Origin of the sequence: Marinobacter sp. SS13-12 (assembly GCF_030227115.1) — a bacterium.
Classification (GTDB): domain Bacteria; phylum Pseudomonadota; class Gammaproteobacteria; order Pseudomonadales; family Oleiphilaceae; genus Marinobacter.
The window spans coordinates 64,312-77,054 of sequence record NZ_JASSUA010000001.1 but is presented as its reverse complement, the minus strand read 5'-3'; the positions used below and the strand labels follow the sequence as shown (position 1 = coordinate 77,054).

The following is a 12,743-nucleotide window of genomic DNA, read 5'->3' as shown; positions in this document are numbered from 1 at the left end:
TGAATCAGCGGGTGGGTCAGCTTTTTATTGTGGTCAGTTTAAACTGCTTTTTAACGTCGTGATATGGTTGCGGCCTGTTCCCTGGCACTAAACTGCATATATGAAACGTCGTGGTTGAGGAAGATCGTATGAAAGTGATGCTACTGGGTGCCACCGGCCTGACGGGTGGCAAAGTACTGGAGGGGTTGCTGTCCAGGGATGAGGTTGCATCAGTGGTTGCGCCGGTGCGGCGGGAACTGCCATTGAACCATGCAAAACTCGAACAGCACGAAATCGATTTCGACCGCCTGGACGAGCACGGCGAACTGTTCGCTGTGGATGCTATTATCTGCTGCCTGGGTACTACCATCAAAAAGGCCGGTTCCCGGAACCAGTTCCGCAAGGTGGATTTCGGTTACCCGCTGAAAGCGGCCGAGCTTGGCCGGGCAAAGGGCGTAACGGCTTTTATGCTGATGTCAGCTATTGCTGCTTCGTCATCGTCCACCGTTTTCTACAACCGGGTGAAAGGGGAACTGGAAGACGCGGTGAAAGCGCTTGGTTATCCTGTGCTGGCGATCTACCAACCCAGTCTTTTGCTCGGGGAAAGGGACGAGCAGCGCACCGCCGAAGCCCTGGGAATGAAAGCCATGCCCCTGATCAACCGCGCACTGATTGGCCCTCTGGAAAGGTTCCGGGGTATTGAAGCGGCGTCCGTGGCCAGTGCGATGGTCAACGAGGTTTGCGCTCTCGCTCAGGAAACTCCCGCTGCGCCAGTGGTCCGGGTACACGAGTACCCGGACATTGTGGCGTTGGCCAGGGCCTGAGCGTCACTTCTCGACCGATCTCTTCCTTCTTCGCGCCCTGCGGCAGGCTTCCAGTGCCTTCAGGGCGTCCACTTTCAGTGGCAGCTTGAGCGCCCACTGAATGTCCGTTCTCTCGAAGCCGATATCCGACAGTAGCTGGTCGTCCTCATCCAGCAGGGGCACGAACAGCCGCCGAAAATGATACCGGCGCCGGAAGATCCTGATCCAGAACTCCAGATTTGCCATGAAAGCCAGCGGCGGTGTTGCCGGCATGTACAGCTCCAGTTCGGGAGGCTTCGCCGGGGAATCGGGGGGCAATTGAGGACGACGGAATTCTTGCTGGTTGCTCATTCTGAGGGTCTCCTTGTCAACGATGGGCGTGTTCCAAGCATGCAACTCCGTCTTTGATCAAACAAACGAAAAGATTTAACATCTAAGTTAAGAAAAATTGAAAGGTCGGAAACTGAAGGGCCAAGAGATGGACAGTTCAAAGCCGGTGATCACCCGTGAGTCTATTCCGCTGCTGGATACCGATGTGTTGCGAACCTTTGTGGCGATTGCCGAAAGCGGAAGTTTTACCCGGGCGGCAAAGCAGGTCTTCCGCACTCCCTCGGCACTGAGCATGCAGATAAAGCGGCTTGAGGAGATCCTCGGGCATGTTCTGTTTGTGCGCGAGGCCCGCCACGTTCGCCTGACGCCGGAGGGTGAGGTATTGCTGGGCTATGGGCGACGACTGTTGCGGTTGAATGAGGAAGCCATACAGCAGTTCCTTGCGCCGACCCTGGAAGGCCGGGTCAGTTTTGGCACCTCCGATGATGTAGGCAGCCGTATTCTGCCCAGGGTGCTTGCACAGTTTGCCCGCTCCTACCCGGCTGTGCAGGTGGATGTGGTGGTGGGCTCAAGCCAGCAGAATCTGGATCGCCTGGACACCGGCGAACTGGATATGGTGTTGGTTACCATCGGCAACGAAGGCCAGGAGTGGCGGGGGGAAGTCGTGCACACGGAGCCTTTGGTGTGGGCAGGGCGCGAAGGAGGCATAGCCGCCAATCGTTCACCCCTGCCGGTGTCCCTCGCCAACAATGGCTGTGCCTGGCGCCGCATGGCCCTGAATGCGCTGGATGAAGCTCATATGCCCTATCGCATTGCCTACACCTGCGACAACTGTTTCGGCCAGGAGGCAGCCATGCTGGCGGACCTGGCAGTAGCGCCTTTCCCGCTCAGCCTGGTGCGGCCACCATTGCGGAAACTGGACAGGGACGGCCTGCCGGCGCTCGCGGACTACCAGATCGCCCTGGTGCGCAGTGGCAGCAATCCGATTAATGATGCGTTGGCTGGTCACGTCAAAGAAGCGTTTGCTGATCTGAGGTGACGGTAAAGGGGCACGTTGAGGTTGCGTTCCTGGTACCCGAGAATAAGATTACGGAGGTAACAACGGTCAGAAAGGGAGCTCAGAATGGATTACATCGGACCCGTAAGCAGCGCCGTTATGGCCGTCATCTGGATTGTCTATTTCCAGTTGTTCTTCTTCCAGTACAAACGCAACAACCGTCCCTACCTGGTCATTCACCACGCCCAGAACGAGAACCCGGATGCCCTGTGCCTGCTTGTAAATATGGGCAAGGAAACCGTGCATGTGCAGTGTGTGCAGGTGGTACTGCGAACCAGGGCCGGCGAAGAGAAAACACTGACGGTAACCGAGTATCGCCGGGTTGGCGCGGACGACAGCAATGTACACCAGGTGCTGCGGCAGGGCCCCTTGCAGCCCGGTGGCTACCTGGTGCTGGGCTCGTTCCGCAATATCATTCTTGGCCGACGAAGTGAGGATAGCGACAGCGACTACCTGTTTGAGGACATCGCTGCGGTAGAGATACGCGCTGCCGTGGTTCATGGCCCCAGTCGATACCCGGTAGGCGTGCGCAGGAGTTTCCGGTTGGAGCACGAAGGGCAAACGGAAATATTTCCCCGCAACATCCACAGTGAACAGCTTAACCGCCGCCGCGACCGCCATGAGATTCGCCGCTGGCTTGAGTCAGAGCTTTGCCCCGAGAGGAAAGGGCAGTCGGAGTCTGACAGTTCTGATCAGTCCGGGTAGTCCGCGACCGGTTGACCTTTTTGTAACTGCTCCTTGAATATTTCGAGCGCTCGTTCTATTTTTAGAGCGTGGAGGTCGAAATATGAACAATTCCAATAATACGAATCCTGAAAACACAAACGGGTCACTGCGCCTTGAGGGCAAGACGGCACTGGTCACAGGAGCCGCTGGTGGCCTGGGTCACAGCTTTACCCGGTGCCTGCTTGAGGCCGGTGCAACGGTTATTGCCAGTGGCCGTCGCCGCGAGGCACTGGAATCCCTCAAAACCGACCTTCCCGAATATGCTGATCGGATCCATGTCGTCACCATGGATGTGACCGATGAGGCCAGCGTCGCGGAAGCGTTCGATACCATGGCCGACGCCATCGCCATCCCGGATGTGGTGGTTTCCAATGCCGGAGTGGCCACCAGCAAGAAGGCTCTGGATCTGACCGTTTCGGACTGGGACCGGGTGGTCGACACCAATCTCAAGGGCTGCTGGCTGGTGTGCAACGAGGCCGCCCGCCGCCTCTACGCAATCAACCGGGGCGGCAGCATCATCATGATTTCTTCCATTCTCGGTCATCGCGTGGCTGGTAACGTGGCGCCCTACGCTGCTGCCAAGGCTGGCGTCGAGCAACTGACCCGAGCGCTTGCCCTGGAGTGGGCCCGTTTTGGTATCCGTGTCAATGCGTTGGCACCGGGGTATATCGAAACCGATCTGAACCGTGATTTCTTCGCCAGTGAACCCGGCCAGAAAATGATCCGCCGTATACCTCAGCGCCGTCTTGGCCAGGCTGGGGATCTGAGTGGCCCGTTGTTGCTATTGGCCTCAGACCTTTCCGACTACATGACCGGCAGCACCCTTGTGGTGGATGGCGGCCATCTTCAATCCTCGCTTTAAGGAGCAAGCTGTGGACTTCAATCTTAGCCCCGGGAACGAGTCGTACCGAAAACGCATCAAGGACTTTGTGGAACAGGAGTTGTTGCCTCTGGAGCAGAACCCGGAGGCCTATGATGAACATGAGAACATTGCGCGCGACTGCCTCGAGCAGATGCGTGCGAAGGCAAAACAGCAGGGCTTGTGGTGCCTGCAGATTCCTGAGCATCTGGGCGGTCAGGGGCTCGATATTTCCGGTATGGCGGCCTGCTACGAAGAGATGAACCGGTCGATATTCGGGCCGGTGGTGTTCAATTCCGCGGCGCCGGACGACGGAAACATGATCGTGCTGGCGAAGGTGGCGACCGAAGCTCAGCAGGAGCGCTGGCTCAAGCCCATCGTGGAGGGAAAAGTAAGTTCCGCGTTTGCGATGACCGAACCACCTCCCGGCTGTGGCTCGGATCCCGGCATGATGCAGACCACTGCTACGCGAAAGGGCGACCGGTGGGTTATCCACGGCCACAAGCATTACATTACCGGCGCCGCCGACGCATCGCATTTTATTCTGATTGCACGGACTTCCGACGATACCCGCAAGGGTCTGAGCGCCTTCCTGTTCCACAAGGATGATCCTGGCTGGGAAATCCTCCGGCGGATTCCGATCATGGGGCCAGAAGAGCACGGAGGCCATTGCGAGCTCCGGTTCGACGGCCTGGAAATCCCGGACGAGAACCGGCTGATGGAAGTCGGCGATGGCCTCAAGCTCACCCAGATCCGCCTCGGTACGGCCCGTCTTACCCACTGCATGCGCTGGCTGGGCCTGGCCCGTCGTTCCCTGGAGATTGCCACCGAATATGTCAATAACCGGGAATCCTTCGGTCAGTCCCTGGCCCAGCGCGAAGGTGTGCAATGGCTACTGGGCGAGGCGGCCATGGAGATCCAGGTTGGCCGGCTGCTTACCATGCATGCCGCATGGAAGCTGGACCAGGGTGACTTCGCCCGCAAGGAAGTTTCCATGGCCAAGGTCGCTGTGGCCGACACCCTGCACAAGGCGGTGGATACGGCCATCCAGCTTTGCGGCGCGCGGGGCTATTCCAAGGATACTCCTCTGGAGTGGATCTACCGTTATGCCCGCCAGGCGAGACTGGTGGATGGTGCCTCGGAAATACACAAGATGGTGTTCTCGAAGACCTTGCTGGCGGAACGTACCGATTTCTGGCATTGGGGAGTGAAGGCGTAATGTCTGCGCTTGCCGACACCTTCAGCGCGTTCATTGTCAGGCAATGCGGTGCCCGGGCGGCCCGGGTTATCGAGTTCGACAAGCTCTCCGGCGGCGCCATCCAGGACAACTTCGGATTGACGCTGGATCTGGAGGGCGGCAGCCGGCCAGGTCGGCAGGAATTTGTGGTCCGGCAGGACGCCCCTTCGGGGGTCGCAGAAAGCCTGTCCAGGCCCGAGGAATTCCGGGTTCTTCAGGCGGCGTTCAGGGCCGGGGTAACCGCACCGGAGCCGCTCTGGCTTTGTGAGGACCCAGAGGTCAGCGGGCAGGTGTTCTACGTCATGACCCGGGCAGCGGGGAGCGCGTCTCCGCGCAAACTGGTCAAGGCGGACTTCTCCGAAGAGCAGCGTCGGAACATTGTGCGCCGGCTGGGTGCTGAGCTCGCCAGGTTGCACACAGTGCGGCCACCGCAGGCTTCGCTGGTGTTCCTGGTGATGCCCGATCCGGACAATCCGGCCCTGAGCCGGGTAGCGCTGTATCGCCGCTATCTGAAAGAAATCGGTGAACCTCATCCGGTATTGGAGTGGGCGCTGAACTGGTTAGAGGATCATGCGCCGGAACCGGGCCCAACGGTGCTTTGCCACTGTGACTTCCGGACCGGTAACTACATGATGGACAGTGATGAGCTGACCGCTGTCCTGGACTGGGAGTTTGCCGCCTGGAGCGATCCTTGTGAGGACCTGGGCTGGCTCTGTAGTCGCAGCTGGCGGTTCGGAGCTGATGACCGGGAAGTTGGCGGGCTCGGAGACAGGCAGGATCTTCTTGACGGCTACCGGGAAGTAAGCGGCGTCGATCTTGATCCGGCGACGGTCAGCTACTGGGAAGTCATGGCGCTGGTGCGTTGGGCGATGATTGCGTTGCAGCAGGCGCGCAGACACATGTCTGGTGAGCAGCGTTCGCTGGAACTGGCGCTGACTGGCCGCATGGTGGCGCAGATGGAGCTGGACCTGCTGAACCAGGTTCAGGAACTGGAGGATGGGCAATGATCAATCAACCAGAAACCCGGGATCTGCTTGCCGAGGCTCGCCAGGTGTTGCTGGAATCAGTGGCCCCGGAGCTTGCCGGGGAACACAAATACCAGGCACTCATGATTGCCAATGCCATGGGCATGGCCATCCGGGAGCTTGAGCAGCGCGAGCAGGGCCAGCCAGAGCAAACCGACCGGGCCGTGCGGGCATACCTTTCAGAGCAATCCCTTGATGAAACGGCTACTGAAGCAGAGACAGACCTTGCCCGGGTTATTCGCGAGCGTCGCCTGGATGGAACTGATCCGGCTCTGCGTTCTGTGCTCCGTACCCTCACCGAGTCCCGGTTGCTGATCAATAACCCTGGCTATCGGAAACGGTGAACCATGAATAAGTACAACAGCCTCGACAAGAAAGCCGCCAATCACTCTGCCCTGACGCCTCTGAACTTGCTGCGGCGCTCGGCACTGGTTTTTCCCGACAAGCGGGCGGTCATTGATGACGACCGAACGTTGTCTTACCGGCAGCTCTACCAGCGCTGTTGCCAGATGGGCGATGCGCTTCGTCGCCGCGGCATTAACTCCGGCGATACGGTGGCCATCCTGTGTCCCAACAGCCATGAAATGCTCGAATCTCATTATTCCGTGCCCATGTCCGGTGCGGTGCTCAATTCAATCAATATCCGCCTCGATGCGGCAACGTTGACCTTCATTCTGGGCCATGGTGAAGCCAGGGTTCTGTTCTACGACACCCAATGGGAGAACCAGGTCAGGGCTGCCATAGCCGAGCTGGAGGCGCCGCCGCTGCTGGTGTCCATCGAACGCAAGGCAGGGGCGAGCGAAGGCCTGGCGGACCTGGACTACGAGAGCCTGCTGGCGGAGGGCGGGCCCGAAGCTGACTGGCAAACGCCCTCCGACGAATGGGCCGCCATTTCACTGAACTACACCTCCGGCACCACCGGCAATCCGAAAGGCGTGGTCTACCATCATCGCGGTGCCTACCTGGCGGCCATGACCAACGCCATGGTATTTGATATGACCGCCGAGACGGTCTACCTGTGGACCCTGCCGATGTTCCATTGCAATGGCTGGGCCTACACCTGGGCGATCACGGCCGTAGGCGGCACCCACGTCTGCCTGCGGGAGGTCGACGCCATGGAAATCTACCGCCGGATCGAGGACTACGGAGTCACCCACATGTGCGGTGCGCCGGTGGTGATGAATATGCTGCTACAGGAGCTGGGGCGCGAGGGCCTGAAGCTTTCCCGCCCGGCCCACTTTGCCCTGGGCGGCGCAGCGCCCCCCAGCAGCGTGATTCGCAAGGCCGAGGAAATCGGTTTCCGGATTACCCATTTGTATGGCCTGACTGAAACCTTCGGGCCCGCGACACTGTGTGTGCCCCAGCCGGAATGGCAGCAGCTGCCGCTGGAAGAACGGGCGGTGAAAATGTCCCGTCAGGGTGTTCCTGTTCAGGGCCTGGACGAGGTCGCGGTGATGGATGTCGTCAGCGGCGAACCAGTGGCTGCGGACGGAAACTCCATGGGCGAGATCTGTATCCGTGGCAACACGGTGATGAAGGGTTACCTGAAAAATCCGGAAGCCACAGCTGAGGCTTTTAAAGACGGCTGGTTTCACACGGGTGATCTGGCCGTTATGCACCCGGACCACTATGTGGAAATCAGGGACCGGGCCAAGGACGTGATCATCTCAGGTGGCGAGAACATCTCGAGCCTGGAGGTGGAAGAAGTCCTTTACCGGCACCCTAAAGTCTCCGAGGCGGCGGTGGTGGCAATGGCCGATGACAAATGGGGTGAAGTGCCCTGTGCCTTTGTCAATCCGGTCGACGACGGCGAGGAACTCACGGCCGAGGAGATTATCACTTTTTGCCGGGATCACATGGCGCACTTCAAGGCGCCGAGAAAAGTGGTGCTTGGTGAGCTTCCCAAAACCGCCACCGGCAAGATCCGCAAAAACATTCTGCGGGACTCTCTGTCTTGATGGCCGGGCTGTCCCGATGACTGGGCTGACCATGGTCAGCAGGAGGTTGCGATAACGCGAATAACGCACTCAGAAAAACGAAACCGGCCCTGATTCAGCGGGCTCACAAGTTCCAGTGACAACAAAGACAAGAACACAGGAGCAATACCATGAAAAAAATGAGCATCAGGAATCTTCTGGTTGCGATGACCGCAACCGCGACGCTTGGTACCGCCGGCACCAGCTATGCCGAGGATCCGATCCGGATCGGCGGGCTCTACATTCTCTCCGGCAGTGCTGCCACCTACGGCGAGTTCGCCCAGAGAGGCATCAACCTGGCAGTGGATGAAATTAACGACTCCGGCGGCATCCTGGGTCGCCAGGTCGAAATGATCTATGAGGACACCCAGGGAAAGGCTTCGGTAGCCATCCAGGCCGCGCGCAAGCTGGTCTACTCGGAGAATGTGGACGCCCTCGTGGGGCTCGACAGCTCGGGCGTTGCCCAGGGTATGGTTCCGACCATGCCGGAGCTGCAGAAACCCCTGATCATAACCCACGCCGCCACGCCGGATGTCACCGGCAAGCTGTGTAATTCGTTTACCTACCGCATCAGTGTAAACGTGGCCCAGAACATGAAGGCTGCCGCTATGGTGGCTGCAGAAACCGACGCCACTAACTGGACCACCATCGGTCCGGACTATGCGTTCGGCCATCAGTCCTGGGAGTTCTTTGGTAACTATCTCAAAGAGATCAATCCGGATGTAAACCTGATGTCGGAGACCAACTTTCCGCGCTTCGGTGCCGAGGATTTCACCCCGTTCATTGATAGGGTCATGGACTCTGACGCCGAGGGCGTTCTGATCTCCGTCTGGGGTGGTGACCTGGTCAACTTTATCCGCCAGGCCAATACCCGTGGTTTCTTCGAAGAGGACCTGGAGGTGATGTTCACAGTTGGCGCCGCGACTGAAGTACTGACCGCTCTGGGCGAGGAAATGCCTGAGGGAGTGCATCTGTCTACCCGTTACTGGTACGAAGCCTACGACAACGACATTAACGACCGCTTTGTGAAAGCCTACCTTGATGCCTACGGCAATCCGCCGAGCTACAACGCTGAGGGTGCGTATGCCGCCATCTACGCCTACAAACAGGCGATGGAAGCGGCCGGCACCACCGATGGTCCTGCCGTTGCCAAGGCGCTGAGCGGCATGAGTATGGAAGCCCCGAACGGAACGGTTACTTTCCGCAAAGGCGATAACCAGGCCATGGTGAGCCCGAACTGGGGTGTTTCCGGCCCCATGCATCCGGAGCATGGCATCCGCACGCTGACCAACCTGCAGATCTTTGACGGCGAAAAAGTAGCCCGCACCATCGAAGAGACCGGCTGCAAGCTCTGAATTGACTGTTGTTCTTTTGCTTGCCGTGGCGCCCTCCGGGGCGCCACGAATCCGGCCCTAACGTAATGAGGTAATCCATGTCTGGCATCGGAGCGGCGTTGCTGAACAGTCTCGATATCGGGCTGCTGCTGTTCATTATCGCAGTGGGTCTGAATATCGTGTTCGGTGTGTTGAACATTATCAACTTTGCCCACGGGGCACTCTACATGCTGGGGGCCTATCTGGCCTTCACACTGATCAATATAGCGGGTATGCCCTTCTGGGCGGCCCTGATCCTGGCGCCAATCGGCGTCGCTATCCTGGCAGTCATCATCGACCGGGTGCTGCTGCGCTTTATCTATTCCCGGGACGTGGCAGACAGCCTGCTACTGACTTTCGCTATCCTGCTGATCATCAACGAGAGTGTGAGGATGATCTGGGGCAGTGGCATCCATGTGGTCCAGCCGCCGGATTTGCTGTCAGGTTCGGTGCGCCTGTTGGGCAGCTCCGTTGCCACCTACAGCCTGTTTGTGATCGTCATCGGCCTGTTGCTGCTGGCCGGTCTCTGGTACCTGTTCAACCGCACCCGTGTTGGCCGCATCATGCGAGCAGCGGCACTGGACCGCGATATGGCCGAGGCGCTTTGCATCAACACCCGGCTGGTAGTCACCGGCGTTTTTGCGTTTGGCGCATGGCTGGCCGCTGTCGGCGGTGTCATGGCCGCACCCATGCGGGCACTTGATCCCGGTATGGGGGACAAAATCATTATCGAGTCGTTCATCGTGGTGGTGATCGGAGGGCTGGGCAGCTTCCCGGGCGCCTTGCTCGGAGCCATCATCCTGGGACTGATTCACGGCTTCGGTGGACGCTACCTGCCGGAAGTGAACCTGTTATTGCCGTTCGTGGGCATGGCGCTGGTTCTGTTGTTCAAACCAAACGGCATTATGGGTAAGGGGGCAAATGCATGAAGACCAAGGTTCTGATGGCCATTCTGGCTGTGGTGATTGCCGGGCTGATTGCTGTGCCCTGGATTGCTTCCTATTTCTATGTGTTTATCTTTACCGAAATCCTGATCCTCGGCCTGTTCGCGGCCAGCTTCAACCTGATTTTCGGTTATACCGGCATGCTGAGCTTCGGGCATGCGGCATTCTTCGGTATTGGCGCCTACGCCACAGCCCTGGTGCTGATCCACCTGGAGTGGCCGTTCCTGGCCTGCCTGCTGGTTTCCATGGGTGCGTCCGCACTGCTGGCGCTGATGATCGGCTTCCTGAGCGTCCGGCTCAATGAGGTGTACTTTGCCATGCTCACCCTGGCCTTTGGCATGATGGTCTTTGCCATCGCCTACCAGTGGCGCTCGGTGACCAACGGCAGTGACGGCCTTGCCGGGTTTACCCTGGGCTCCTTCGGGCTTGGACTTGATCTGACTCTGGGCAATCCGTCGGTTTATTATCATGTGGTGCTGGGTATTGTGGCCATTGCCTCGATCGTGCTTTACCTGATTTGCCGCAGCTCCTTCGGCATGATCCTCAAGGCTATCCGCCAGAATCCCGAGCGGGTATCCTTCGCCGGGCTGAATGTGCGTACTTACCGTCTGGTGGCTTTCGTTATTGCCGGCATTTTCGCAGGCCTGGCCGGTGGTCTGATCGCCCCGTTCCTGCGTGTGGCGAGCCCGGAACTTCTGCACTGGTCCATGTCCGCCGAACCGATTCTGATGGCCATTCTCGGTGGCACCGGGTTTTTTCTGGGGCCATTCATCGGGTCCGCGGCGTTCGTATTGCTGGAAACCTGGATCACCACTTATACAGAGTCCTGGATGCTGGTTCTGGGCATCATCCTGGCATTAATGGTGATCTTCTTCCGCAAGGGGCTGCTGGGCACCGCCATTGACTGGTGGATGGAGGTGAAAAAATGAGTAACCCGGTCCTTACCATTTCTAACCTGACCAAGCGTTTTGGCGGTGTCACTGCGGTTTCCGATATCAACCTGGAAGTCATGCCCAAGGAAACCATCGCTATCATCGGTCCCAACGGTGCCGGGAAAACCACCTTTTACAACATGGTTTCCGGCCGGATGCAGCCGACTGAAGGCAAGATCATGCTGGACGGCAAGAATATCACCGGCCTGCCACCCCACAAGATCAGCCGCCTGGGAGTCTCCCGCTCGTTCCAGATCAATAACATCTTCCCGGAGATGACGGTGCAGGAGAACGTGGAAGTCGTGCTGTCGGCCTATCATGGCCACAGCCGCAAGCTGTTCAATATTGCCTCCCGTAATACCGGAATCCAGCAAGAGGCAGTCGATTTTCTGAAGCGGCTGGGCATCGACAGCCTGAAGGAGCAGCGCGCGGAAGTCATCAGTTACGGCGACAAACGATTGCTGGAAATTGCTATGGTGCTGGCAACACAACCCAAACTGGTGCTGCTGGATGAACCCACAGCCGGCATGACCCCCGATGAAACCCGGCGCACCACCCGGCTGATCAAGAAGCTTGCAGACAGCGGTGACTACACGTTCATGATCACCGAGCACGATATGGACGTTGTCTTCAATCTGGCGGACCGCATTCTGGTCATGCACCGTGGCGAAAAGCTGTTTGCCGGTTCGCCCGAGGAAGTGAAGAACCATCCGGAGGTTCGTGTTGCGTACCTGGGGGAGGAAGACGACGAAGCGGTCGAGGAGGCCAAACCATGATTCTTGATGTTCGCAATATCCAGACGTTTTATGGTGAGAGCCAGGCGCTCCAGGGTGTTACCCTTCAGCTCGAAGCGGGTGAGACGGTTTGCATTCTCGGCAGGAACGGCGCGGGAAAGAGCACCACCCTGAAAAGTATCATGGGCCTGACGCCTCCGCGATCCGGTGAGGTCATCTATGATGGCAAGCCGGTCCAGGGCTGGCCGGCCCACCGGATTGCGCGCGCAGGCATCGGTTATGTACCGGAAGACCGCCGGATCTTTCCCGGGCTGACAGTGCGGGATAACCTGGATGTGGCCTCTTATCAACGCAAGGGCAGTAACGCCCGCTGGACGGTGGATGGCATCCTCAAGAAATACGAGATGCTTGGCGAACGGGCGGACCAGGACGGTGCCACCCTCTCCGGTGGCCAGCAGCAGATGCTGGCGGTGGCGCGCTCCCTGATGATCCAGCCACGGCTGTTGTTGCTGGACGAGCCCAATGAAGGCCTGGCCCCGGTTATCGTTCAGCAGATTGGTGAGCTGATTGATGACCTGAGCCAGACCACCACTATCCTGTTCACAGACCAGAGCGTGCGGTTTGCCCTCAAGCACGCCCAGAGAGCCTATATCCTTGAAAAGGGACAGGTAGTGCATGAGGCAACCAGTGACGAGTTGCGCACCGATCAGGCCACACAGGACCGGTATCTCTCGGTAGCATAGTCTGGCGGTGGCATAATCTGGCTTA

The 12,743-nt window shown here is 58.7% G+C and carries 14 protein-coding genes; 13 read left to right on the top strand and 1 reads right to left on the bottom strand.

Features of this window, described 5'->3' with window-relative positions; genetic code table 11:
* Window positions 1-128: 128 nt before the first annotated feature.
* Window positions 129-803, top strand: a complete 675-nt coding sequence (locus QPL94_RS00390; protein WP_285354790.1) for an NAD-dependent epimerase/dehydratase family protein — start codon at window positions 129-131, stop codon at window positions 801-803.
* A 3-nt stretch (window positions 804-806) separates the two neighbouring features.
* Here QPL94_RS00390 and QPL94_RS00385 read toward each other — a convergent pair whose 3' ends face one another.
* On the bottom strand, window positions 807-1,133 hold the full coding sequence (locus QPL94_RS00385; RefSeq protein WP_285354788.1) for a hypothetical protein: 327 nt from the start codon (window positions 1,131-1,133) through the stop codon (window positions 807-809).
* 127 nt (window positions 1,134-1,260) lie between these two features.
* On the opposite strand from QPL94_RS00385, the gene QPL94_RS00380 reads away from it, so the two are divergent.
* The 12 genes from QPL94_RS00380 to QPL94_RS00325 all read left to right on the top strand — a co-directional run bounded on the left by QPL94_RS00380 (window position 1,261) and on the right by QPL94_RS00325 (window position 12,718).
* Complete coding sequence (locus QPL94_RS00380; RefSeq protein ID WP_285354787.1) at window positions 1,261-2,151, top strand: LysR family transcriptional regulator; 891 nt, start codon at window positions 1,261-1,263, stop codon at window positions 2,149-2,151.
* An 84-nt stretch (window positions 2,152-2,235) separates the two neighbouring features.
* Window positions 2,236-2,874: a hypothetical protein gene (locus tag QPL94_RS00375; RefSeq protein WP_285354786.1), complete on the top strand. Its 639-nt coding sequence runs from the start codon at window positions 2,236-2,238 to the stop codon at window positions 2,872-2,874.
* A gap of 82 nt (window positions 2,875-2,956) precedes the next feature.
* Window positions 2,957-3,757: an SDR family NAD(P)-dependent oxidoreductase gene (locus QPL94_RS00370; protein ID WP_285354785.1), complete on the top strand. Its 801-nt coding sequence runs from the start codon at window positions 2,957-2,959 to the stop codon at window positions 3,755-3,757.
* 10 nt (window positions 3,758-3,767) lie between these two features.
* The gene (locus QPL94_RS00365) at window positions 3,768-4,973 is read left to right on the top strand and encodes an acyl-CoA dehydrogenase family protein (RefSeq protein WP_285354784.1); all 1,206 of its coding nucleotides are present in this window, start codon (window positions 3,768-3,770) and stop codon (window positions 4,971-4,973) included.
* Entirely contained in the window at window positions 4,973-5,998 is a 1,026-nt protein-coding gene (locus tag QPL94_RS00360) for a phosphotransferase family protein (RefSeq protein WP_285354783.1), read from the top strand. The genes QPL94_RS00365 and QPL94_RS00360 overlap by 1 nt, the downstream gene beginning before the upstream one ends.
* Window positions 5,995-6,360 (top strand): DUF6285 domain-containing protein, encoded by a 366-nt coding sequence (locus QPL94_RS00355; protein WP_285354782.1) that lies wholly within the window; start codon window positions 5,995-5,997, stop codon window positions 6,358-6,360. The genes QPL94_RS00360 and QPL94_RS00355 overlap by 4 nt, the downstream gene beginning before the upstream one ends.
* Window positions 6,361-6,363: 3 nt before the next feature.
* Window positions 6,364-7,974, top strand: coding sequence for a long-chain-fatty-acid--CoA ligase (locus tag QPL94_RS00350; protein WP_285354781.1), 1,611 nt, complete (start codon window positions 6,364-6,366; stop codon window positions 7,972-7,974).
* A gap of 149 nt (window positions 7,975-8,123) precedes the next feature.
* Complete coding sequence (locus QPL94_RS00345; RefSeq protein ID WP_285354780.1) at window positions 8,124-9,347, top strand: ABC transporter substrate-binding protein; 1,224 nt, start codon at window positions 8,124-8,126, stop codon at window positions 9,345-9,347.
* 77 nt (window positions 9,348-9,424) lie between these two features.
* Entirely contained in the window at window positions 9,425-10,294 is an 870-nt protein-coding gene (locus QPL94_RS00340) for a branched-chain amino acid ABC transporter permease (RefSeq protein WP_285354779.1), read from the top strand.
* Window positions 10,291-11,238, top strand: a complete 948-nt coding sequence (locus tag QPL94_RS00335) for a branched-chain amino acid ABC transporter permease (protein WP_285354778.1) — start codon at window positions 10,291-10,293, stop codon at window positions 11,236-11,238. The genes QPL94_RS00340 and QPL94_RS00335 overlap by 4 nt, the downstream gene beginning before the upstream one ends.
* Window positions 11,235-12,017: an ABC transporter ATP-binding protein gene (locus QPL94_RS00330; RefSeq protein ID WP_285354776.1), complete on the top strand. Its 783-nt coding sequence runs from the start codon at window positions 11,235-11,237 to the stop codon at window positions 12,015-12,017. The genes QPL94_RS00335 and QPL94_RS00330 overlap by 4 nt, the downstream gene beginning before the upstream one ends.
* Window positions 12,014-12,718: an ABC transporter ATP-binding protein gene (locus QPL94_RS00325; protein ID WP_285354775.1), complete on the top strand. Its 705-nt coding sequence runs from the start codon at window positions 12,014-12,016 to the stop codon at window positions 12,716-12,718. The genes QPL94_RS00330 and QPL94_RS00325 overlap by 4 nt, the downstream gene beginning before the upstream one ends.
* Window positions 12,719-12,743 lie beyond the last annotated feature (25 nt).